Annotated in this window: 14 protein-coding genes; 3 read left to right on the top strand and 11 right to left on the bottom strand. The window is 74.9% G+C overall.

Features of this window, described 5'->3' with window-relative positions:
- The first annotated feature begins 211 nt into the window (after window positions 1-211).
- Complete coding sequence (locus tag ACFYXU_RS02465; protein WP_376516670.1) at window positions 212-1,267, top strand: acyltransferase family protein; 1,056 nt, start codon at window positions 212-214, stop codon at window positions 1,265-1,267.
- Window positions 1,268-1,328: 61 nt separating this feature from the next.
- Here the strand turns inward: ACFYXU_RS02465 and nudC are convergent, their stop codons facing one another.
- From nudC to ACFYXU_RS02495, 6 genes are all read right to left on the bottom strand, one after another.
- Window positions 1,329-2,276, bottom strand: a complete 948-nt coding sequence (gene nudC, locus ACFYXU_RS02470) for an NAD(+) diphosphatase (RefSeq protein ID WP_329851762.1) — start codon at window positions 2,274-2,276, stop codon at window positions 1,329-1,331.
- A 35-nt stretch (window positions 2,277-2,311) separates the two neighbouring features.
- On the bottom strand, window positions 2,312-3,730 hold the full coding sequence (locus ACFYXU_RS02475; RefSeq protein ID WP_361401904.1) for a dipeptidase: 1,419 nt from the start codon (window positions 3,728-3,730) through the stop codon (window positions 2,312-2,314).
- A 9-nt stretch (window positions 3,731-3,739) separates the two neighbouring features.
- Window positions 3,740-7,207, bottom strand: a complete 3,468-nt coding sequence (locus ACFYXU_RS02480; protein WP_389408009.1) for a UvrD-helicase domain-containing protein — start codon at window positions 7,205-7,207, stop codon at window positions 3,740-3,742.
- A gap of 60 nt (window positions 7,208-7,267) precedes the next feature.
- Complete coding sequence (locus ACFYXU_RS02485) at window positions 7,268-8,116, bottom strand: hypothetical protein (protein WP_389408008.1); 849 nt, start codon at window positions 8,114-8,116, stop codon at window positions 7,268-7,270.
- Window positions 8,117-8,215: 99 nt separating this feature from the next.
- Window positions 8,216-11,815 (bottom strand): UvrD-helicase domain-containing protein, encoded by a 3,600-nt coding sequence (locus ACFYXU_RS02490; protein WP_389408007.1) that lies wholly within the window; start codon window positions 11,813-11,815, stop codon window positions 8,216-8,218.
- A gap of 176 nt (window positions 11,816-11,991) precedes the next feature.
- The gene (locus ACFYXU_RS02495) at window positions 11,992-12,357 is read right to left on the bottom strand and encodes an MGMT family protein (protein ID WP_329851769.1); all 366 of its coding nucleotides are present in this window, start codon (window positions 12,355-12,357) and stop codon (window positions 11,992-11,994) included.
- A 198-nt stretch (window positions 12,358-12,555) separates the two neighbouring features.
- Between ACFYXU_RS02495 and ACFYXU_RS02500 the strand changes: the two genes are divergently transcribed.
- Both ACFYXU_RS02500 and ACFYXU_RS02505 read left to right on the top strand, forming a co-directional pair.
- Window positions 12,556-15,201, top strand: coding sequence for a lysylphosphatidylglycerol synthase domain-containing protein (locus ACFYXU_RS02500; protein ID WP_389408006.1), 2,646 nt, complete (start codon window positions 12,556-12,558; stop codon window positions 15,199-15,201).
- Between the two features lie 98 nt (window positions 15,202-15,299).
- Window positions 15,300-16,877 (top strand): alpha/beta hydrolase, encoded by a 1,578-nt coding sequence (locus tag ACFYXU_RS02505; RefSeq protein WP_361401887.1) that lies wholly within the window; start codon window positions 15,300-15,302, stop codon window positions 16,875-16,877.
- A gap of 55 nt (window positions 16,878-16,932) precedes the next feature.
- Here ACFYXU_RS02505 and moeZ read toward each other — a convergent pair whose 3' ends face one another.
- The 5 genes from moeZ to ACFYXU_RS02530 form a co-directional block, all read right to left on the bottom strand.
- A complete protein-coding gene (gene moeZ, locus ACFYXU_RS02510; protein WP_361401884.1) occupies window positions 16,933-18,111 on the bottom strand; it encodes an adenylyltransferase/sulfurtransferase MoeZ in 1,179 nt (392 codons plus the stop codon).
- A gap of 63 nt (window positions 18,112-18,174) precedes the next feature.
- The gene (locus ACFYXU_RS02515) at window positions 18,175-18,918 is read right to left on the bottom strand and encodes a spherulation-specific family 4 protein (RefSeq protein WP_389408005.1); all 744 of its coding nucleotides are present in this window, start codon (window positions 18,916-18,918) and stop codon (window positions 18,175-18,177) included.
- Entirely contained in the window at window positions 18,906-19,877 is a 972-nt protein-coding gene (locus tag ACFYXU_RS02520) for an NAD-dependent epimerase/dehydratase family protein (protein WP_329851775.1), read from the bottom strand. The genes ACFYXU_RS02515 and ACFYXU_RS02520 overlap by 13 nt, the downstream gene beginning before the upstream one ends.
- 190 nt (window positions 19,878-20,067) lie before the next feature.
- The gene (locus ACFYXU_RS02525; protein ID WP_389456264.1) at window positions 20,068-21,504 is read right to left on the bottom strand and encodes a hypothetical protein; all 1,437 of its coding nucleotides are present in this window, start codon (window positions 21,502-21,504) and stop codon (window positions 20,068-20,070) included.
- A 13-nt stretch (window positions 21,505-21,517) separates the two neighbouring features.
- Window positions 21,518-23,149 (bottom strand): glycosyltransferase, encoded by a 1,632-nt coding sequence (locus ACFYXU_RS02530; protein WP_376516660.1) that lies wholly within the window; start codon window positions 23,147-23,149, stop codon window positions 21,518-21,520.
- Window positions 23,150-23,217 lie beyond the last annotated feature (68 nt).

A 23,217-nucleotide genomic window follows, 5' to 3' on the forward strand; every position in this document is an offset into this window, starting at 1 on the left:
TACGGTGTGACCGGGGTTTCGCCCGCGCGAACTCCGCGAGAAGCCTTTCGCCGTGAAGCGCGTCACACAGTGCCCTTTCTTTGTGCGGCTTCCGAGAGCACGCCTATGCTCTCGTCCCGACCGAGATTTGCGACTGCATATCCAGGTGGGATACCTCGTGCTCAACCAGACAGCCCCTGCTCCGCCGGCCGCGCCCGTGTCCTGGAGCCGCGTGCCGGGCACCAGGCCGGACGCGGCGGGCCGAGGCCGCGGACGTCTCCACGTCCTCGACGGCCTGCGTCTCGTCGCCGCCCTCATGGTGGTCGGCTACCACTACCTCGCCTTCGGGGCGGGCTGGCCCGCGCCGGTCGAGCGGCTCTTCCCCGACACCTACGCCGTGGCCTCGTACGGCTATCTCGGCGTGGAGTTCTTCTTCCTCATCAGCGGCTTCGTCATCTGCATGAGCGGCTGGGGCAGGCCGGTGAAGGACTTCTTCGTCTCCCGTGTGGCGCGTCTGTACCCGGCGTACTGGTTCGCCGTCGTCGCCACGTCGGTCACCGTCGCGGTGATCCCCGGCGGGCGGGACCACCTGCCCTGGAACGACATCCTCACCAATCTGACGATGCTCCAGGAGCCGCTGGGCGCCGACTCCGTCGACGCGGTCTACTGGACCCTCTTCGCCGAGCTCCGCTTCTACCTGCTCTTCACGGTGCTCGCCTGGTGGGGCCTGACCTACCGCCGGGTGCTGCTCTTCTGCTGCGTGTGGGGCGCGGCGAGCGCCCTGGTCGCCCCGGCCGCGCCCGGCCCCCTGCGGCTGCTGCTGATGCCCGAGTACAGCTGGTTCTTCATCGCGGGCATGGCCTTCTACCTGATGTACCGGTTCCGCCCGAACCTGATGCTCTTCGGCGTCGTCGGGGTCTGCTACTGCGCCTCGCTCGCGCCGTCCATCGAGAAGTTCAAGGGGCTCACCTTCCTCGGCGACCGGCCGGCGTGGCCCGTGCTCGTCGTGCTCGCCGCCTTCTTCGGCGTGATGGCGCTCGTCGCGACCGGCAGGCTCTCCGGCGTCCAGTGGCGGTGGCTGCCGGTGGCCGGGGCGCTGACCTATCCCCTGTACCTGCTGCACGAGGTCATCGGCTGGGAGTTCTTCGCGCGCTTCGGGGGGCGGGTCTCCCCCTGGGTGCTGCTCTCCGCCGTGCTGCTCGGGATGCTCGTGCTGTCGTACCTGGTGCACCGTCTCGTCGAGCGGCCGCTGGGCCGGAGCCTCAGGCGGCACCTGCTCGGCCGGTGAGCCGCTGAGCAGTCCCCGTCCGGCCGTCCGGGCGGGGACCTTCCTCAGGTGCGGGACCGGCTCAGACCACGTCGCCGGGCTTCGGCAGCGGCTTGCCGTACCAGCGCTCGATCAGACGGGAGGCGATCGAGATGCCGTACGGGGGCAGCACCTCGCCGGACTCGAAGCCGGCGGCCAGGTCGTCGCGGGAGAACCAGCGGGCCTCGTGGATCTCCTCGCCGTCCACCTGTATCTCCGAGGACGTGGCGCGGGCGAAGAAGCCCAGCATCAGGCTGGAGGGGAAGGGCCACGGCTGGCTGGCGATGTACTCGACCTCGCCGACCGTGACGCCGGCCTCCTCGAAGACCTCGCGGGCCACCGACGCCTCGATGGACTCGCCCGGCTCCACGAAGCCGGCGAGGGTCGAGAAGCGTCCCTCCGGCCAGTGCACCTGCCGGCCGAGCAGCGCCCGGTCCTGGTCGTCGGTGACCAGCATGATCACCGCGGGGTCGGTGCGCGGGTAGTGCTCGGCGCCGCAGGCCTGGCAGCGGCGGACGTGACCGGCGGCCGCGACGACCGTGCGCTCGCCGCAGCGGGAGCAGAAGCGGTGGAGGCGCTGCCAGTTCTCCAGCGCCACCGCGTGCACCATGAGGCCCGCGTCCCGGTCGGAGAGCAGCAGACCGGCCTCGCGCAGCCCGGCGGGGCGGGCGGACTGGTCCATGCGGCCCGGCAGCGAGTCCTTCTGGAGCGCGAAGTACGAGACGCCGTCGGCGTCCGTGCCCAGGAAGTAGCGGTGGGTCTCGGTGACCGGGGCCTCGAAGGCCGGGGTCATCACGAGCTCGGTGGTGCCGTCGGGGCGGTCGTCGATGAGCACCTGGCCCCCGGAGACCACGAAGACCCGGGTGGTGGGGTGGCTCCAGGCGGCCGCCAGCCACGCCTCGTCGAGGCGGTGGTGCGCGGCGCGGTCGATGCCGCTCGGGGCGGTGAGCGAGATCGGGCGGTCCGCTGACGCGTTCTTCAAGGTGCTCACAGGTGCTTCCAACTCCCCCGGATCGGTGTGTGGGTTCAGCGGGCGCTGGTGTGGAGGGCGGCGGGCAGGTCGCCCCACAGGAGCGCGGTCGTCTCGACGCCCTTCATGAGGAGATCGAGCTCGATCTTCTCGTCGGGTGCGTGCCAGCCGTCGGACGGGACGGAGATGCCGAGGAACAGGACGGGTGCCTCCAGGACGTCCTGGAGGTCGGCGGCCGGCCCGGAGCCGCCCTCTCGGGTGTAGCGGACCTTGGCGCCGTCGAAGGCCCGGCTCATCGCCCCGGCCACCGCCTTGAGGGCGGGGTGGTCGAGGGGGGTGAGGCAGGGGCGGGTCGGGGCGCCGAAGACGATCTCGTACCGGATGCCGGCGGGCACGAGTCCGGCGAGCCAGTCGCGGACCGCGAGCTCGATCTTGGCCGGGTCCTGGCCCGCGACCAGCCGGAAGGACAGCTTCAGCTGGGCGGAGGCGGGGACGATCGTCTTGCCGCCGGGGCCCTGGTAGCCGCCGCCGATGCCGTTGACCTCGGCGGTGGGCCGGGCCCAGACCCGCTCCAGGGTCGTGAAGCCGGCCTCGCCGAGCGTGCCGTGGGACTTGGCGGTGCGCAGCCAGGCGGCCTCGTCGAAGGGCAGCTCGGCGACGAGGGCGCGCTCGGCGTCGGTGAGTTCGGTCACGCCGTCGTAGAAGCCGGGGATCGCGACGCGCTCGTGCTCGTCGTGGAGGGCGGCGACGACGCGTCCCGCGACGGTGGCCGGGTTCGGCACGGCGCCGCCGAAGGAGCCGGAGTGGATGTCCTGGTCGGGGCCGTACAGCTCGATCTCGCAGTCGGCGACGCCGCGCATCCCGGTGCAGACGGTGGGGGTGGTCTCGGACCACATGCCGGTGTCGGAGACGATCACGGCGTCGGCGGTGAGCCGTCCGGCGTGCTCCTCGACGAGCGCGCGGAAGTGCGGGGAGCCGGACTCCTCCTCGCCCTCGACGATCAGCTTGAGGTTCACGGCGGGCGCGGTGCGGCCCGTGGCGGCGAGGTGGGCGCGGACCCCGAGGGTGTGGAAGAGGACCTGCCCCTTGTCGTCGGCCGCCCCGCGCGCGTACATCCGGCCGTCGACCACGGTCGGCTCGAACGGGTCCGTGCGCCAGCCGTCCTCGCGGGCGGCGGGCTGCACGTCGTGGTGGCCGTAGACGAGGACGGTCGGGGCGTCCGGGTCGCCGGAGGGCCACTCGGCGAAGACGGCGGGGGCGCCGGGCGTCTCCCAGACCTCGACCGTGGTGAACCCGGTCTCCGTGAGCTTGGCGGCGAGCCACTCGGCGCTGCGCCGCACGTCTCCGGCCCGCTCCGGCTGGGCGGACACGGAGGGGATGCGCAGCCATGCGGCCAGGTCGCCGAGGAAGGCGGCGCGGTGCTGCTCGACGTACGCGCGTACGGTGCGGACGGCGCTGTCCGGGGTCTCGCTCATGCCCCGAGCCTATCCGGCGTCCGGGGGTGCCCCGCCCAGCAGGATGGCCTCGAGACCGGCCCGGCCGGGCAGGCGGGCGGGGCGGGCGACCTCACCCGTCCGGACGTACACGAAGGCGGCGGCCACCTCCTCCGGTGCGAGGCCGTGCTGCTCGGCCCAGGCGAGCCGGTAGATCGCCAGCTGGAGGGGGTCCGCGGAGCGCTCCCGGCTGGTTTTCCAGTCGACGATCTCGTACGCGCCGGAGTCCGGGTCCCGGTAGACGGCGTCGATCCTGCCCCGGACGACCCGGCCCGCGAGGGACAGGTGCACGGGGACCTCGACGCGGTACGGGGTCCGGTGGGCGTACGGGGTGCGGGCGAAGGCCTCCTTGAGCTCGTCGAGGTCCCGCTCGTCGAGGATCTCCGGCTCCCCCGCGAAGTCCTCGCCGCCGGGCAGCTCCTCCGGTCCGAGGAACGGCAGCGGGAGCTCCTCGAAGCGGGACTCCACCCACGCGTGGAAGCGGGTGCCCCGGCGGGCGGCGGGCTGCGGCGCCTTGGGCATGGGCCGGGCCAGCTCCTGGGCGAAGCCGTCGGGGTCGGCGGCGAGGCGCAGCACCTGGGAGGCGGAGAGGTACGCGGGCAGCACGACGTCCCGGGTGGTCGCGCGGGCGCGGCGGAGCTCGGCGGTGAGGGCCGCGAGGTCGCGGTCCCAGGAGGCGACGGTCCTGGTGTCCTCGGGGGTGAGCGACCGGCCCCGCGCGCGGGGCGGCGGGACCGCGTCCTTGTGGGTGTCCTCGGGGAGCGCCTCCTCGTCCCAGACGGGTTCGTCCTCGTCGGGCTCCTCGGGCTCGTGCGGCTCGTCGGGCTCCTCGGGCTCGTCGAGGTCGGTGGGCTCGTGGAGGTCGTCGGGCTCGTCCGGCCAGAGGTCCTCGGGGTCGGCGTCGGCGCGGCCGGGTGCCGTGCCCCCGGGGCGGGGCTCCTCGGTCCCGTGCCGCGGGGCGTGCGCCCACAGCCGGTCCTTGACCCGTTCCGCCGCCTTCCTCCTGCGGGCCAGCGCCTCGTCGTCCAGGGGAAGCGGCCAGGCCAGGTCCGCGCCTCCGGCGGCGAGGGACGGGTTCTCCGCGTCCTGCTCCGGTTCGTCCGCCCAGGCCTCGATCTCGCCGTGCCCGGCCGCGCAGTGGTCGTACAGCTCCCGGAGGAAGTCCGAGGGGCCGCGGGGCTTCTTCTGGGCCGGGCCCCACCAGTGGGCGGATCCGAGGAGCAGGGAGCGGGGGCGGGTGAAGGTGACGTAACCGAGGCGGAGCTCCTCGGTGTGCTGGTGGTCCCGCATCTCGTTCTTGAAGGCCGTCAGGGCCTTGGCGTCCCAGGTGCCGAGGTCCGGCAGGGTGGCCGCGTCGCCGCGCAGGGCGTGCGGGAGCACCTGGGGCTGCGAGGTCCAGGACTCGCGGGCGCGGGCGCTCGGGAACTGGCCGGTGACCAGGCCGGGGACGGCGACGACGTCCCATTCGAGGCCCTTGGACTTGTGGGCGGTGAGGACCTTGACGGTGTTCTCGCCGCCCGGCAGCGCGCTGTCGAGGCCCTTCTCGAACTGGACGGCGGTCCGCAGGAAGCCCAGGAAGGCGAGGAGGCTCGCCTCGCCGTCGAGGGAGGCGAAGCCGGCGGCGACGTCGAGGAAGTGGCCGAGGGTCTCGCGGCGGCGGGCCGCGAGCGCGTGCGGGGAGGCCGAGAGCTCGACCTCCAGGCCGGTCGCGCCGAGGACCCGGTGCAGCACGTCCATCAGGGGGTCGGCGAGCGAGCCGCGCAGGGCGCGCAGCTCGGCGGCGAGGCGCGCGAAGCGGACCCGGGCCTCGGCGGAGAAGGCCAGGCCGTCGTCGGCGCCGCCGGAGTCGAGGAAGGTGTCGAGGGCGTCGGCGAGGGAGACGACCTCGGCCGGGTCGACGCCCTCGACGGCGGCGGCGAGCCGCTGGTCGGGGTCCGCGTCCTCGCCGCCCCGGTGGACCAGGAGGCGGGCGCGCCGGCCGAGGAGGGCGAGGTCGCGGGCGCCGATGCGCCAGCGGGGGCCCGTGAGGAGGCGGACGAGGGCGGCGTTGGCCCCCGGGTCCTGGAGGACCTCGCAGACGGCGACGAGGTCGGCGATCTCGGGCAGGTGGAGGAGGCCGGAGAGGCCCACGACCTCGACGGGCACGTCACGGGCGACGAGGGCCGCGTGGAGGGCGGGGAAGTCGCCGGCGGTCCGGCACAGGACGGCGATCTCGCCGGGCTCCCGGCCGGTCCGTACGAGGTGGGCGAGGGAGTCGGCGATCCAGTCGATCTCCTCGGCGTGGGTGGGCAGCAGCGCGATCCGTACGGTGCCGTCGGCCTCGGCGCCGGGCGCGGGGCGCAGCGCCTCCACGCCCTCGTGCAGGGCGCGGAGGGGGGCGGCGAGACCGTTGGCGAGGTCCAGGAGGCGGCCGCCGCTGCGCCGGTTCTCGGAGAGGGAGAAGCGGTTGGCGGGGCGGCCGTCGGCGTGCGGGAAGTGCTCGGGGAAGTCGTCCAGGTTCGCGACGGAGGCGCCGCGCCAGCCGTAGATGGCCTGGCAGGGGTCGCCGACGGCGGTCACGGCGTGTCCGGTGGCGGCGCCGGAAGGGCCCTGGCCGAAGAGGCCGGAGAGCAGCAGCCGCTGGGCGACGGAGGTGTCCTGGTACTCGTCGAGGAGGACGACCCGGAACTCCTCGCGGAGGATCGCGCCGACCTCGGGCCGGGTGGTGGCGAGCTCGGCGGAGCGGGCGATCTGGTCGCCGAAGTCGAGCAGGTCGCGGGAGCGCTTGGCGGCGCGGTAGCGGACGACGAGGTCGAGGAGCTCGCGGCGGGCGGCGGCGGCCTCGGGGATCTTGCGCAGCTCGGCGTTGCTGAGCCGGGCGCCGGCGAGGGCGTCGAGGAGCTCGGAGTCGTACGCCCGGAGCCGCTCCGGCGGCACGAGGTGCTCGGCGAGCTCGGCGTCGAGGGCGAGCAGGTCGGTGATGAGCGTCGGGAAGGACCGGGTGAGCGCGGGGTACGGGCCGGGGGCCTCGCGCAGCACGCGCGCGGCGAGCTGGTAGCGGGTGGCGTCGGCGAGGAGCCGGGAGGTGGGCTCCAGGCCGATGCGCAGGCCGTGGTCGGTCAGGAGCTGTCCGGCGAAGGCGTGGTAGGTGGAGATGCGGGGCTCGCCGGGAGGGTCGTCCGGGTCGATGACGTCGGGGTCGGTGACGCCGGCGCGGACGAGGGCGGTGCGGACGCGCTCGGCGAGCTCGCCCGCCGCCTTGTTGGTGAAGGTGAGACCCAGGACCTGCTCGGGGGCGACCTGGCCCGTGCCGACCAGCCAGACCACCCGGGCGGCCATCACGGTCGTCTTGCCGGACCCGGCTCCGGCCACGACGACCTGCGGGGCGAGCGGCGCGGTGATGCAGGCCGTCTGCTCCGGGGTGAACGGGATGCCGAGGAGCTCCTTGAGCTGCTCGGGGTCGGTGAGGTGTGCGGTCACTCGGACGAGGCTAACGGGGCCGACCGACATTCCGCCCTCGTACGCCGCTGACCTGCGCTGTTACGCGGGGACCCCGCCGTCCAGCTTCGAGAGGTCCACGGTCTGGTCGGCCGGTGGGGTCTTCACCACGACCGGCTTGTCGTAGTCGCGGAAGAGCATCGTGCCGGGCTCGTCGCCGCCCGCCTTCACGATCTTCAGGATGTACGGCTTGCCCCGCTCGGCGACGGACACCGTGGTCGTCCCGCCGTCGGTCCGCTTCTTCACCAGGGTCGCGACGGGCGTTCCGGCCACGCTGCCGTCCGGGCCCCGGGTCAGTCCGCTGCGCTGCTGCTTGTCCTTGTCCAGGTCGTCGAGGAGGGACTTCAGGTCGCAGACGCCGCTGAGGGCCTCGCTGCCCGCCTGTCCCGGGGCGATCTTCAGCCAGCGGCCCTTGATCAGTTCGAGGGTGGCCGAGATCTGCGGCTCCGGGATGCCCTGGGAGCCCATGGAGACCCGCCAGAACGCCTCGTCGCCCTTCATGTAGGTGACGTGGTCGGCCCTGCGCAGTTCGGCGGTGCCGCCCTTGATCCTCATCAGGCCGGTGCACTCGTCGCGGTCGTTGACCGCGAAGTCGATGTCGAGCGGCTGTCCGTCGCTGACGACCCGGCCGGTCATGCGCAGGGAGGTCGCGGACCGGGTGGCCGTCACGGCGCGCTGCCCGATCTCGTCGGCGGTGAGGTGTGCGAAGGGATCCGGGGAGGGGGCGGGCGCGGCGGCCCGGGCGCCGGGTGGGACGGCGGGTGCGGGGGCCGCGGCGCCTGTGGGGGCGGCGGGCGCGGTGGTCGCCGCCCAGGCCGCGGCGGGCGCGGGTCCGGCGACGACGACGGCGCAGACGACCGCCGCGGCGCGGAGCTTTCGGTGGGACGCCATGCGAGCCTCCTCGCGTTCCCGGACACCCCTGTCCACCAGGGTCGCCCCGCGCCCGCGTGCCCGCTACTCCGCGCGGGCGAGGCCCGGGCCGGTGCCGGGTCAGTCGACGACCTGGCGGCCCTCCGGCCGGGCGCTGCACGAGGCCCGGAAGGAGCAGGTCGTGCAGTGCTGGCCGGTGCTCGGCGCGAACCGCTCGTCGAGGACCCGGCCGGCCGCGGTGGCGAGCAGCTCGCCGACCCACTCCCCGGTCAGGGGCTCCTGCGCCTGGACCTTGGGCAGGGCGTCGCCGCCCTCCTTCTTGGCGGCGGCCTGCCGCAGCTGGACGAGCTCGGCGCCGCCGGGCTCCGGGCGGTCGCCGCCGAAGACCTCGTCGAGGGCGCCCTCCCGCACGGCGAGCTGGTAGACGGCGAGCTGCGGGTGGTGGGCGACCTCGTCCTTGGTGGGCGCGGACTTGCCGGTCTTGAAGTCGACGACGTACGCGCGCCCGTGCTCGTCGGTCTCGACGCGGTCCATGGAGCCGCGGATGCGGACCTGGTACTCCCCCGCCTCCAGCGTCACGTCGAAGCCGTGCTCGGACGCGGCGGGGGTGCGGCCGCCGCGGTCCATGACGTGCCAGCTCAGGAAGCGTTCCAGGGCCACGCGCGCGTGCTGCTTCTCCTGCGCCGACTTCCAGGGCGCGTCGAAGGCGAGGGCGTCCCAGACGGAGTCCAGCCGGGCCATGAGGACGTCGAGGTCGGCCGGGGTGCGGCCGGAGGCGACCTCGTCGGCGAGGACGTGCACGACGTTCCCGAAGCCCTGGGCGGCGGTGGCGGGGGCCGCCGCCTTGACCTCGCGGCCCAGGAACCACTGGAGGGAGCAGGTGCCGACGAGGTTCTCCAGGGCGCTCGGCGACAGGGCCACCGGCCGGTCGCGGTCGCGCAGCGGCTCCGGGCTCCGGGTCGGCTCGAAGAGCCCCCACCAGCGGTCGGGGTGGGCGGCCGGGACGAGCGGCTGGCCGTCGTCGTCGGTGAGCGCGGCCAGCTGGGCGAGCCGGTCCGCGGCGGCCTCGCGGAGCTCGGGCGAGGCCTCCGGGTCGACGGTGGTGGCGCGGAGCTCGGCGACCAGGGCGGAGACCGCGAGCGGGCGGCGGGGGCGGCCGGGCACGTCCTTCGGTTCGGCGCCGAGCTCGGTGAGGAAGCGGGACGGCTGGTCGCCGTCCTCGGCCGCGGCCTTCACCGCGGTGACGACGAGCCGGTCCCGTGCGCGGGTGGCGGCGACGTAGAAGAGGCGGCGCTCCTCGGCGAGGAGGGCGCCGGGGCTGAGCGGTTCGGCGAGGCCGTCGCGCCCGATGCGGTCGGCCTCCAGGAGCGAGCCGCGGCGGCGGAGGTCCGGCCAGAGGCCCTCCTGGAGGGCCGCGACGACCACGAAGCCCCACTCCAGGCCCTTGGAGCGGTGGGCGGTCATCAGGCGGACGGCGTCGGGGCGGGTGTGCCGGCGGGTGAGGGTGTCGGCGGCGATGTCCTGGGCGTCGAGCTCCTCCAGGAAGTTGAGGACGCCCCGGCCGCCGACGCGCTCCTCGGCGCGGGCGGCGGTCTCGAAGAGCGCGCAGACGGCGTCGAGGTCGCGGTCGGCGTTGCGTCCGGCGGGGCCGCCGCGCAGAGCGGCGCGCTCCAGGCGGCCGGGCCACGGGGTGCCCTTCCACAGCACCCAGAGGGCCTCCTCGGCGGTGCCGCCGGCGGCGAGGAGGGCGCGGGTCTCCTGGAGGAGCAGGCCGAGCCGCTGCGCGCCCTTGGCGTACGCGGGGTCGTGGGCGACGAGGCGCTCGGGTTCGGCGAGGGCCTTCGCCAGGAGGACGTCGGAGGGCGGCGGGATCTTGTTGCCGGCGGCGCGTTCCTCGTCCCTCAGGGCGCGGCCGAGCCTCCGGAGGTCGGCGGGGTCCACTCCGGCGAGGGGCGAGGCGAGCAGCTCCAGGGCGGTCTCCACGGAGAGCCATGCGGCGGTGGCGGGCGGCTCCGGGGCGGTGGGCCCGGCGCCCGGCGGCGGCTGGTCGGGCACCGGCTCGGCGTCGGCCTGCGGCAGGCCGGGCACGGTCTCGTCGCCCGCCTGCGACGGGTCGGGCACCGGCTCGGCGTCCGTCGGCGACGGGGCGAGTGGCGACGGGTCGGGCACCGGCTCGGCCGGGGCGTCGGCCTCCGCCGGGTCGCCGTCCGGCGTGGCCTCGGCGTCCCGGGGCTCACCGTCCGGAGCGGGTGCGGCGCCGTCGTGGGTGGTGCCCACCCCTTCCGCCCCGGCGGCACGCGTGCCCACCACCTGGTCCGGCGCGGCGGCACGCGTGCCCACCACCCGGGCCACCGCCCTCAGTGCCAGCAGGAGCGGGGTCACGGCCGGTTCGTGGCGCAGGGGGGTGTCCGCCGCGTCCGTCTCGACCGGGACGCCCGCCGAGGTGAGGGCGCGGCGGAGGGACGGCAGGGAGGCGGCGGCGCGGGTGAGGACGGCCATGTCCTGCCAGGGCACGCCGTCCTCCAGGTGCGCGCGGCGCAGCAGGTCGGCGATGTTCTCGGCCTCCGCCGAGGCCGTGGGGTACGTGTACGCCTCCGCCCGGCCGCCGTCCCGGGTGGGGGCGAGGTCGCGGTGGGCGCGGACCTTGTCGGCGGGGAGCCGGGGCATCGGCATCCGCTGGGCGAGCAGCCGGGTCGCCCCGAGCAGGTCGGCGCCGGAGCGGCGCGAGGCGCCGAGGACGCGGACGTCGGCACCGCCGAAGGCGGACGGGAAGTCGAGGATGCCGTTCACGTCGGCGCCCCGGAAGGCGTAGATGGACTGGTCGGGGTCGCCGAAGGCGACGACCGTGCCGCGCCCGTCGCCGGCGAGCGCGTGCAGGAGCCGGACCTGGGCGGGGTCGGTGTCCTGGTACTCGTCGACGTAGATCGCGTCGTATCCGGGCAGGCGGGTGTCCCGGGCGAGCGGCACGGCCCGGTGGACGAGCTCGGCGTAGTCGAGGACGCCCTGGAGGTCGAGGACGTCGAGGTACTCGGCGAGGAAGCCGGCCGCGGCCTTCCAGTCGGGGCGGCCGACCCGGTCCGCGAAGCGGGCCAGCGCGTCGGGTCCGAGGCCCAGCTCGCGGGAGCGCGCGAGGACGGCCCGCACCTCGTCGGCGAAGCCGCGGGTGGTGAGGCAGGCGCGGAGCTCGTCGGGCCAGCGGACGTGCCCGAGGCCCGCCTTCCGCAGGTCGATCTGGCCGGCGAGCAGCTCGCGGACGGCGAGGTCCTGCTCGGGTCCGGACAGCAGCCGCAGCGGTTCGGCGAAGAGTTCGGCGTCCTGGTGGGCGCGGATGAGGGCGTAGCAGTACGAGTGGAAGGTCGTCGCCTGCGGCGGGCGGCGGCCGCCGAGCCGGGCGGCCATCCGGTCGCGGAGTTCGACGGCGGCCTTGCGGCTGAAGGTGAGGACGAGGAGACGCTCGGGGTCGGCGCCCTTCTCCATGCGGGCGGCGACCGCCTCCACCAGCGTGGTCGTCTTGCCGGTGCCGGGTCCGGCGAGGACGAGGAGAGGTCCGTCGGCGTGGTCAACCACTTCCCGCTGGACTGCGTCCAGCTGAGGGGGATCCAGCGGGGCCGGCGTGGTGCGCACCAGCCGGTACGCGCCCGGGGTCCGCTGCCGTCCCGGCCCCGGGTACGGCTGTCCCTGGTGCGGCGGCGTACGCCGGGTGGTGGAGGAGGAGCTCACGTGGATCGCCGGTCCTGGTGGGTGTGGTGGTGCGGGTGAGGCGGCCGTGTGCCGTGGCCGCCGCCTCGGGAGACGCGGACGTCGACGTTACGCGAAGCGTGCCGCCGACGAGCCGTGGTCCGCACCGCGTCCACCCCCGCGGGCCGCTCCCGCCCCGGCCGGCCGGGGCGGGACCCTCAGGTGTGAGTTCCGTCCCAGCGGGCCCGGCGCATGTCGATCCTCGGCACGTGCCCCTCGGCCGACGGGCCCGCCGCCCGCAGCGGCGTGCCCTCCTCGCGGTAGTGCCCGAGGGCCCGGAGCTCGTGGCCCGGCAGCAGGGTGCCGTCGGCGCGGACCACCCGCCACCAGGGGGCCGAACCGCCGTACAGTGCCATGACACGGCCGACCTGGCGCGGCCCGCCCTCGCCCAGCCACTCGGCCACGTCGCCGTAGGTCATGACGCGGCCGGGCGGGATGGCGTCGGCCACGTCGAGCACCCGCTCCGCGTACTCGGGCAGTTCTCCGGTCTCCCCCACAGGCTCCTCCACGCTCATCCGGACCATCCTGCCTCACCGCACCGACATGGCCCTGATGCCTCCGCCCGGCGGCTCTTCGTGCCACCATCGTCCGGGCGGTGACTGGTGATACGAGATCAAGAGCGACAAGTACAAGAACAAAGACAAGAAGACGAGCAGGATCGCGCAGGTGATCGCGAGCATGATCGCGGACGCGACCCACGGGACACACGGGCAGAGACGGACATGGTGATGGGGCAGGACACGCGGCCTCCCGAGGGGGCTCAGCCCGACGTGCCCGAGCGGCTCTCCGGTGACGAGCCGCTGCTCGCCGCCCGCGTCCACCGGCCCTCCGACCTCATGCGGCTGCTCGTCGGCCTGCTCGCCATCGGACTCGTCATCGCGGTCGCCGCCTTCGCCCACGGCACGACCTCGGGCCTGGAGCAGGACATCAACAAGGGCGCGGTCGGGGCCCCGGACGTCTTCGTCAAGATCGCCGGTCTCGTCTCCTCCATCGCGGTCCTGCTCGTCCCGGTCGCCTTCGCCATCGAACGGCTGATCAAACGCGACGGGCTGCGCATCGCGGACGGCGTCCTCGCCGCCGTCCTGGCGCACGGCGTCACCCTCGCCACCGACCTCTGGGTCGCCCAGGCCGCGCCCGGCACCATCCAGGACGCGCTGACCCAGCCGCAGTCCGGCGGCGGCCTCACGGACCCGGTGCACAACTACCTCGCGCCGGTCATCGCGTACATGACCGCCGTCGGCATGGCCCGCAGGCCCCGCTGGCGGGTGTCGCTCTGGGTGGTGCTGCTGCTCGACGCCTTCACCATGCTGGTGGCCGGGTACACCACCGCGCTCTCGATCGTCCTGACCGTCCTGATCGGCTGGACCGTCGCGTACGGCACGCTGTACGCCGTCGGCTCGCCGAACGTCCGGCCCACCGGGCAGACCCTCCTCGCGGGCCTGCGCCGGGTCGGCTTCCGGCCGGTGACCGCGCTGCGCGCCGAGGACGTGCCCGACGCGGCCGACAGCGCGGACCGGGGCCGCCGGTACATCGTGACCCTGGAGGACGGGCCTCCGCTCGACGTCACCGTCGTCGACCGGGAGCAGCAGGCGCACGGCTTCTTCTACCGGGCGTGGCGGCGGATCACCCTGCGGACGATCACCACCCGCCGCTCCATCGTCTCGCTGCGCCAGGCCCTGGAGCAGGAGGCGCTCCTCGCCTACGCGGCCATCGCCGCCGGGGCGAACGCGCCGAAGCTGATCGCCACCTCCGAGCTCGGTCCGGACGCCGTGATGCTCGTGTACGAGCACATCGGCGGCCGCACCCTGGACTCGCTCGACGACGAGGAGATCACCGACGAGCTGGTCCGCAGCTCCTGGCGGCAGGTCCGGGCGCTCCAGTCGCGCCGGATCGCGCACCGCCGGCTCTCCGGGGACGCGATCCTGGTGGATCGTTCCGGCAGGGTGATCCTCACGGATCTGCGCGGCGGCGAGATCGCGGCCGGCGATCTGATCCTGCGGATGGACATCGCCCAGCTGCTCACCACCCTCGGCCTGCGGGTCGGGGCGGAGCGCGCGGTCGCCGCGGCCGTCGAGGTCCTCGGCCCCGACACCGTCGCCGACTGTCTGCCGCTGCTCCAGCCGATCGCGCTGAGCCGCTCCACGCGCGCGACGCTGCGGAGACTGGCCCGGGAGCGGTCCGCCCGGGAGCGGGAGGCCGTGCTCGCGGCCTCGGAGGCCGCCAAGCACGAGCGGGCGCTCGCCAAGGCCGAGGCCGCGGCGGACAAGGGGGCCGTCCCGGCGGAGACGAAGGCCGAGAAGAAGGCGGACAAGAAGGCCGAGAAGCGGGCCCTGGACACCGCCCTCGACGAGGCCCGCGAGGAGGACCTGCTCGCGCAGATCCGGCAGCAGGTGCTGCTCATCCGCCCGCAGGCCCCGGTGGAGCCGGTCCGCCTGGAGCGGATCAAGCCGCGGACCCTGGTCAGCATGATCGCGGGCGCGGTCGCCGCGTACTTCCTGCTGTCGCAGATCGCCCGTACGCCGCTGTCGACGGTCAGCGAGGCGGACTGGCGCTGGGTGGCGGCCGCGGTGCTGTTCTCGGCGGTCAGTTACGTGGCGGCGGCGATGAGCCTGCTGGGCTTCGTGCCCGAGCGGGTCGGTTTCTGGCGGACGGTGGTGGCTCAGGTCGCCGGCTCGTTCGTGAAGATCGTCGCTCCGCCGGCGGTCGGCGGCGTCGCCCTGAACACCCGCTTCCTCCAGCGCGCGGGCGTCCGCCCGGGTCTCGCGGTGGCGAGCGTGGGCGCCTCGCAGCTCTTCGGGCTCGGGGCGCACATCCTGCTCCTGCTCTCCTTCGGCTATCTGACGGGCACGGAGAAGACGCAGTCCTTCAGCCCGTCGAGGACGGTGATCGCCGGACTCCTGACGGTCGCGGTGCTCGTCCTGGTCGTCACGGCCATCCCCTTCATGCGCAAGTTCGTGTCGACGCGGCTGCGCTCGCTCTTCGCCGGTGTGGTGCCGCGCATGCTGGACGTGCTCCAGCGGCCCGTGAAGCTGGCGACGGGCATCGGCGGGATGCTGCTCCTGACCATCGTGTTCGTCCTCTGTCTGGACGCCTCGATCCGGGCGTTCACCCACGGGAACCAGACGATCAGCTACGCGACCGTGGCCGTCGTCTTCCTCGCGGGCAACGCGCTCGGCTCGGCGGCCCCCACCCCGGGCGGCGTCGGCGCGGTCGAGGGCGCGCTCGCCTTCGGCCTGGTCACGGTCGGCGGCCTGCCGATCGAGGTCGCGACCCCCGCGGTGCTCCTGTACCGCCTGCTGACGCTGTGGATCCCGGTGCTGCCGGGGTGGATCTGCTTCAACTGGCTGACCAGGCGGGAAGCCCTGTAGCCGGTCCCCGCCCGCCGGTCCGCGAGGTCCGCCGCCCCCGCCACCCGCTTGGACCCCCGTCCCGCGCGGGGGCGGGGGCGGCGGCCCACGATGGGCCTATGCCGATCTCCGCCGCCCAGCGCGCCGCCCTGCTCACCGCCACCACCGTGCTGCTCGCCGCCGGCTGCTCCGACGGGGGAGACCAGGCGGCGGACCCGGTGACGCCGTCCGGCAGCGCCACCGGGCTCTCGGCGCTGACCTCGCAGAAGCTCGCGTGGGCGCCGTGCCCGCCGCCGTCGGCCGCCGAGGGCGGCGGACCCGCGCCCTCCCCGCTGCCCGGGGGCGCCACCTGGGAGTGCTCCTTCCTCCAGGTGCCGCTCGACTGGGCGGAACCGGAGGGCGAGACCATCGAGCTGGCCCTCATCCGGGCCAAGGCCCGGGACAGCGCCCGCCGGATCGGCTCCCTGGTCTTCAACTTCGGCGGACCCGGCGGCTCCGGCGTCACCGCCCTGCCCGGCTTCGCGACCGACTACGAGTCGCTGCGCTCCCGCTACGACCTGGTCTCCTTCGACCCGCGCGGGGTCGGCCGCAGCGACCCCGTCGAGTGCGCCACCGACAAGGAGCTGGACGCCTACTACGCCCTCGACTTCACGCCGGACGACACCGCCGAGGAGCGGACGCTGTCCGACGCGCAGAAGCGGTACGCGCGGGGCTGCGAGCGCGACGCGGGCGCGGCCCTGCCGCACGTCGGCACCGAGAACGCGGCCCGGGACATGGACCTGATGCGCCAGGTGCTGGGCGACGACAAGCTGCACTACTTCGGCATCTCGTACGGGACCGAGCTCGGCGGCGTCTACGCCCACATGTTCCCGAAGAACGTGGGCCGGGCCGTGTTCGACGCGGTCGTCGACCCGGACGCGGGCGTCGAGGACGGTGCCCTCGGCCAGGCCAGGGGCTTCCAGCTCGCGCTGGACAACTTCGCCCAGGACTGCGTGGACCGCGGCGACGCGTGCGCGCTGCCCGGCAGCAGCGTCTCCGAGATCGAGGCGGGGATCACGGACCTCCTGGCGCAGCTCGACAAGAAGCCGATCCCCGGCATCGGGGACCGGAAGCTGACGCAGACGCAGGCCACCAACGGCATCGCGCAGGCGCTGTACTCGAAGGAGTTCTGGCCGTATCTGGAGCAGGGCCTCGACGCGGCCGACGGCGGCGACGGGGCCCTGCTCCTCTCCCTGTCCGACGCGATGAACGGGCGCAGCCAGGACGGCTCGTACAGCAACATCCAGGCCGCGAACGCCGCCATCAACTGCGTCGACTTCAAGGAGCGCTACACGCTCGGGCAGGCGAAGGAGCGGCTCGGTCAGTTCCGCGAGGCCTCGCCCGTCTTCGGCGACTTCATGGGCTGGTCGCTGGCGAGCTGCTCGCAGTGGCCGGTGCCCGGTCTCTGGGAGCACCCGGACGTCTCGGCTCCGGGGGCGGCGCCGATCCTCGTGGTCGGGAACACCGGCGACCCCGCGACGCCGTACGAGGGCGCCCGGTCGATGGTGAACGCGCTCGGCAAGGGCGTCGGGGTCGAGGTGACGTACGAGGGCGAGGGCCACGGCGCCTACAACGGCGGCAGCAAGTGCGTGAAGAAGACCGTGGACGACTACCTGCTGGCGGGGAAGGTCCCGGCCTCGGGCACGGTCTGCAAGTAGCCCCCGACGCGCGGAAGGCCCCGGACCTCGGGTCCGGGGCCTTCCGCGTGCCGTCCTAGTAGACCGGCTTCTCGGGCTCGATCTGGTGGACCCAGCCGATCACGCCGCCGCCGACGTGGACCGCGTCCGCGAAGCCCGCGGACTTGAGCACGGCGAGGACTTCCGCACTGCGGACACCCGTCTTGCAGTGCAGGACGATCCGCTTGTCCTGCGGGAGGTCCTGGAGGGCGGTGCCCATGAGGAACTCGTTCTTCGGGATGAGCCGCGCGCCCGGGATGGAGACGATCTCGTACTCGTTCGGCTCGCGGACGTCGATGATGTCGATCTTCTCGCCGCCGTCGATCCACTCCTTGAGCTGCTTGGGAGTGATCGTGGAGCCGAGCGCCGCCTCCTGGGCCTCCTCGGACACGACGCCGCAGAAGGCCTCGTAGTCGATGAGCTCGGTGACGGTCGGGTTCTCGCCGCAGACCGCGCAGTTCGGGTCCTTGCGGACCTTGACCTGGCGGTACTGCATCTCCAGGGCGTCGTAGATCATCAGACGGCCGACCAGCGGGTCGCCCACGCCGGCCAGGACCTTGATGGCCTCGGTGACCTGGATGGAGCCGATGGACGCGCAGAGCACGCCCAGGACGCCGCCCTCGGCGCAGGACGGGACCATGCCCGGCGGCGGGGGCTCCGGGTAGAGGCAGCGGTAGCAGGGGCCGTACTCGGACCAGAACACGGACGCCTGGCCGTCGAAGCGGTAGATCGAGCCCCAGACGTACGGCTTGTTCAGCAGCACGCAGGCGTCGTTCACCAGGTAGCGCGTGGCGAAGTTGTCGGTGCCGTCGACGATCAGGTCGTACTGGCCGAAGATGTCCATCACGTTGTCGGCCTCGAGCCGCTCCTCGTGAAGGATCACGTTCACGTACGGGTTGATGCCGAGCACGCTGTCGCGCGCCGAGGCGGCCTTGGAGCGGCCGATGTCGGCCTGGCTGTGGATGATCTGGCGCTGGAGATTCGACTCGTCGACCTCGTCGAACTCCACGATGCCGAGCGTGCCCACGCCGGCGGCGGCCAGGTACATCAGCGCCGGGGAGCCGAGACCGCCGGCTCCGACACACAGCACCTTGGCGTTCTTCAGCCGCTTCTGCCCGTCCATCCCGACGTCCGGGATGATCAGGTGGCGGGAGTACCTGCGGACCTCGTCTACGGTGAGCTCGGCAGCGGGCTCGACCAGGGGTGGCAGCGACACGGGGACTCCGGTTGTCGGTATGTCAGTACGGTTGTTCTCCCCGTAACACTGCCACGCCCCTTCTCATTCCGAGACACCCGGTCCGATCCGCGAGACGATTTCGTCCCAGTAGCCGGGCAGCGAGTGGAATGGCGCACTTTGTCCCGAGCCGCCGGCCCGGTCCGTGAAGAAGATCGTCCCCGCCCCCTGCCAGCGGGCGATCCGCAGGGCCTCGTCCAGGTGGGTGCGCGGCACGCCGTGGACGAGGTGGACGAACTTCGTCTCGGTGTACTCGGCGGTCCACTCCGCCACCTGCGACCAGCGGTAGTCCACCCAGGACCCGGCGAAGGTCACCAGCTGGTCGGCCGCCTCGGCGTACCCCGGGTGCGGGTGGGTGCCGTGGCCGAGGACGAGGTGGGCCTCGCCCCCGAGCACGGCCTCCAGGGTCGCGGTGAGCCGCCGGGTCCCGGCCAGGTCCGCCCGGTCGGCGGGGGCGCGGTCCAGGTAGAAGCCGCCGACCCGGTACCAGTCGAGGTAGCGGTGGGCGTCCGAGACCAGCTCGCCGAAGGGCCGGGAGCCGTGCGCCAGGTCCAGGTGCCCGAGGACCCTGACCCCGGCGTTGCGGAGCTTCCCGGCGGCCTCCAGGCAGTGCGGGTCCGGACGGGTGCCCGGGCCCTCCGACACGTTGAGCACCGCCCAGTGCAGCGGGGTCCCGGGGCGGGTCAGCTCGGCCCATTCGACGGGGGCGAGCAGCGGATGGGCGTAGCCGGGGACGCCGAAGCCGAGCGCCTGGACGGCGCCGGTGGCCGTGGTCGTCAGATGCGACACGCCGCCTCCATCCAGATGTCGGCGAGGGACTCCTCCAGGTTGATCCGGGGCCGCCAGCCGAGCCGGTCGCGGGCGGTCCGGACGTCGGCCTGCTGCCAGGGCCCGCAGCCGTCGGGGTACGGGTAGGGGGCGGAAGCCAGTTGGTCGGCGATGGTCCCCTCGGTGCGGGGGGCGCCGATCATGGGCCGCTGCGGGATGCCGTGCGGGACGTCCAGTTCGTGCAGGTTGCCGGAGTAGCCGGCGACCCGGGCGAGGACGGCGGCGGCGTCGCGGAGCTTCACGGCGCGCCCGGTGCCGATGTTGACGACGCCCTGGGCGGCGGAGAGGGAGGCGGCGTGCACGGCCCGTGCCACGTCCCGTACGTCGACGAAGTCCCGCTGCACGCCGAGGCCGCTGAGCTTGAGCTCGCCGTCCCCGGCCTGCATGGCGCGGCGCATCGCCTCGGCGAGGCGGCCGAGCGGGGAGCCGGCGGGCGTCCCGGGTCCGACCGGTGAGAAGACGCGCAGGACGACGGCGTCGAGCCCGGAGCCGAGGACGAGTTCGGTCGCGGCGAGCTTGGAGACGCCGTACGGGCCGCCGGGGCGCGGGACGGCGTCCTCGGCGGTCGAGGAGCCGGGCTGGCTCGGCCCGTACTCGGACGCGCACCCGACCTGGACGAGCCGGGCCCCGCAGCCGCTGCGGCGCAGGGCCTCGCAGACGGTGGCGACGGCGACGGTGTTGTGCCGGGTCAGGTCGCGGGCGCCGCCGCGGGTGGCTCCGGCGCAGTTGACGACGACCCCGGGGTGGACGGCGTCCAGGAAGCGGGTGAGCGCGCCGGGGCTGCCGGAGGCGAGGTCGAAGCGCACGTCGGCGTCGTCGCCCCGGCCGAGCGCGGTGAGGTGGACGGCCGGGTCGGCGAGCAGCCGGTCGGCGACGAAGCGGCCGATGAAGCCGTTGGCTCCGAGCAGTAGCACCCTCATCGTGCGGCCCCTACGTGCCGACCGGCCGGTGCCTGGGGTGGAGGGGTCATGATCGTCGTTCTCCTTGCGGGGTGATGAGAGAGGTGGCGGGTCGCGCCCGCGGCGTCGGCTCCGCGGGTGCGAAGGGGTCTCGGCGGACGGGGACCGGCGGGGTGGGGGTCACGGTGGTCGCCGGGCCGTCCGGGGGTGTTCATCGGGCGGCGTGGGCGGAGGCCCGCGTGAGCGTGCCGGTCGCGTGGGCCAGCAGGCCGAGCGCGGCGGCGCCGCAGACGAGGGCGGGTACGGCCCCGGGGCTCCAGGCCCCGGCGAGGGCGCGCACCGGGGTGGCGAGCGCGTCGAAGCCGGGGAGGGGGACACGGGCGGCGAGGACGCTCGCGAGGGCGAGTGCCTCGGCGGCGGCGGCCGAGGCGAGGGCGGCGGCGGCCGTCTCGGGGTGGCCGTGCACGGTGAGGAGCCGGGCGAGCAGCAGGAGGGCGCCGAGGGCGAGGGCTCCGGCGCTGAACCGGGTGAGGACGAGCAGGGCGGTGAGGGCGAGGAGCTGGAGCGTCACCGTCCCGAGGAGCAGCGGCCGGGTGGCGGCGGCGAAGTCGGCGAGGCCGCGGCTGTCGGCGATCCGGCGGCGGGCCCGGGTCGCGAAGAGGTGGGCGGTCCAGGCGGCGGGGGCGACGGCGAGGGCGAGGCCCAGGAGGGGCGCGGGGGCGAGCTCCCAGGGCCCGTCGGGGCCGCCGCCGAGGACCGCGGCCAGGAGGCCGTCGCCGCCGGCCGCGTACGCCAGGAGCCAGAGGGTCCAGAGCCGGGCGGCGGGCACGGAGCCTCCGTCGGGGGCGCGGAGGGGACCGCGCCGGACGGCGAGCAGCAGCGCTCCGGCGAGGGCGACGGCCCCCACGGCGCCGATGGCGGTGCGCACCGGCCCGTACGCGAAGGTGAGCCCGAGTCCGGTGAGTCCCGCGACGCCGCCGGGGGCGAGGGCGGCGAGGGCCCAGGGCGCCCGGGGCCGCTCCGGCTCGGCGGCGGGCGCGGGCGCGTCCTGGCCGCGGGGCACGCGCGCGTACAGCTCCTCGGCGAGCGAGAACACGTCCCGGTGCCGGAAGCGGGCGGCGGTCCGGTCGGTGAAGCCCTGCGCTTCGAGCCCGGCGGCGATCTCCAGCGGGTCGACGGCCCGCTCGCAGAGCTCCCGGTGCCGGTGCATGAGGACCTTCACGGGGTCGGCGTGCCCTCGCCGGGGACGGGGGGCGGCGGGGGCCGTCGCCGCGGGGGCGGGTCCGGGCGGCGGTGTGGTGGGCGCGGCCTCCTGGAATCCGTCCGCTTCCGGGACTCCACGCGCCTCAGGGGCGCCGTGCATCTCCGGGACTCGGTCCGCTCCCGTGACTCCATGCGACTCCTGGACTCCGTACGCCTTCAGTGCTCCGTCCGCCTCCGGTGCGGCGTCGGCCGTGGTCTCCTCCGGGGCCCGGGTGGGCCGTGCCGGGTCCGGGGCTATCCCGGAGGGTGCGGCGTCGACGGGGTCCTCGGGGGCGGGGGCGCGCAGGTCGAGGGTGGCGGCTGCGGTGAGGGCGGGGGTGCCGAGGAGGGCTTCGGAGCGGGCGTCCCAGGCTCCGGGGCTCGTCGGTGCGGCGGGGCCGCGCATGGGGGTGCCTCCTTCAGGCATCGGGGGCTCCTGTCCCCGCGGTCACGGCCTTGTGCGCCCAGCTGCCCGGCACATGGGCCTCGGCCGGGTGGGCGAAGGGGACGCCGTCCCCGGGGCGGTGGCGGACCGGCGCGTGGGAGAGGAGTTCGAGGTAGATGCCGCGGAACGCGGCGAGGTTCTGGTCGACCGTGAAGAGTTCGAGCGCGCGGGCGCGGGCGGCGGCGCCGAGCCGGTGGCGGCGCCCGGGGTCGCGGAGCAGCGCGAGGCAGGCGTCGGCGAGGGCCCGGGGGTTGCGCGGCGGGACGACGAGGCCGGTGCCGCCGATGATCTCGACGACGGCGCCGACGTCGGTGGAGACGGTGGCCCGGGCGCAGAACATCGCCTCGACGAGACTCGCGGGGAAGCCCTCGACCAGGCTGGACATGACCACGAGCGCACCGGAGGCGTAGGTGTCCTCCAGGGTGGGCGCCTCGGGGCCGCCGAGCTCCTCGAAGGTGACGGGGTTCTCGCCGACGGCGTGCGCCCCGGCGGCCTCGTCGGGGAACAGCTGCGCGGCGAGGCCCTTGCAGTACATGAGGTACGCGCCGGGTTCCCGGGCGGGCACGGCGACGATCCGCAGGCGGGCGTCCGGCTGCCGGGCCCGGATCTCGGCGAAGGCGTGCAGGAGGCCGACGAGGTCCTTGGCCGGTTCCACCCGGCCGACCCAGACGAGGGTGGCGGGGTCGCCGCTCTCCTCGTCCTCGCCGACCTCGGCGAAGCGTTCGGCGGCCATGCCGGGGTGGACGGTGCGGATGCGGGCCCGGTCGGCGCCGCACCTCTCCTGCCAGCGGCGGGTGTGGGCGTTGCCGGGGGTGAGGAGGGAGGCCTGCCGGTAGATCTCGCCGGCGAGGCGGCCGTGGAGGGCGGCGAGGAGGGCGCGGAGGGGCGCGGAGCGGTCGGCGCCGGCGGCGGAGAGGTAGTGGGCGCGCAGCGGTGCGCCGTACTCGGTGACGAGCAGCGGCGTTCCGAAGAAGCGTTTGGCCAGCAGGCCGGGGAGCGCCGTCGTGCCCCCGGCGGCGGCGTGGCAGAGGTCGGCCGCGCCGAGCGCGTCGTCCCCGTACCAGTCGAGGGAGAGCGGGCGGAGGGCCCGCTCCAGGTGCTCGGCGAAGGCCAGGTGGTCGGGGAGTCCGGCGGCCGCCGCGCCCCGGCGCGCGCCGGGGGCCCGGCAGGCGGCCTCCAGGGCGCGTACGGCGTCGTCGGAGCGGAGAGCGCCGGGCAGTCCGCCGTGCTCGCGGGCGAGTTCGGCGAGGGCGTAGAGCCCGTCCGCGAAGGAGGTCGCACCGTCCTCGGCGCAGAGTCCGCCGGCGAGCCGGTGGTAGGCCTCGGTGAAGCGGCGCCGCTCGTGGCGCCCGTAGGCCCGGCGGGCGGCGCGGGGCTCGCGGAGGCCGGTGCGCCCGGCCCGGTGCGCCGGGTCCGGCTCGGGTCCGGGGTCGGCGGCGCGGGCGACCCGGGCGTTCGGCGGGAGGGGCGGCGGGGTGCCGGTCCGGCCGAGCGCGTAGAGGTCGAACTGGTGCTGTCCGAGCCCGCGTACGAGCCGCTCGCACCAGCGTCCGGACTCGCCGGTGGCGTACGGGTAGCCATCCTCCGTCAGCAGTCCGATCCGCACGCGCGCACCCCCGATCTCCCTTGACGGCGGCCACCGTCGGCCCGGTGACTCGCAGCGGGAAGAACGTA

Source organism: Streptomyces sp. NPDC002232 (assembly GCF_042890295.1).
In the GTDB taxonomy this organism is placed as follows: domain Bacteria; phylum Actinomycetota; class Actinomycetes; order Streptomycetales; family Streptomycetaceae; genus Streptomyces.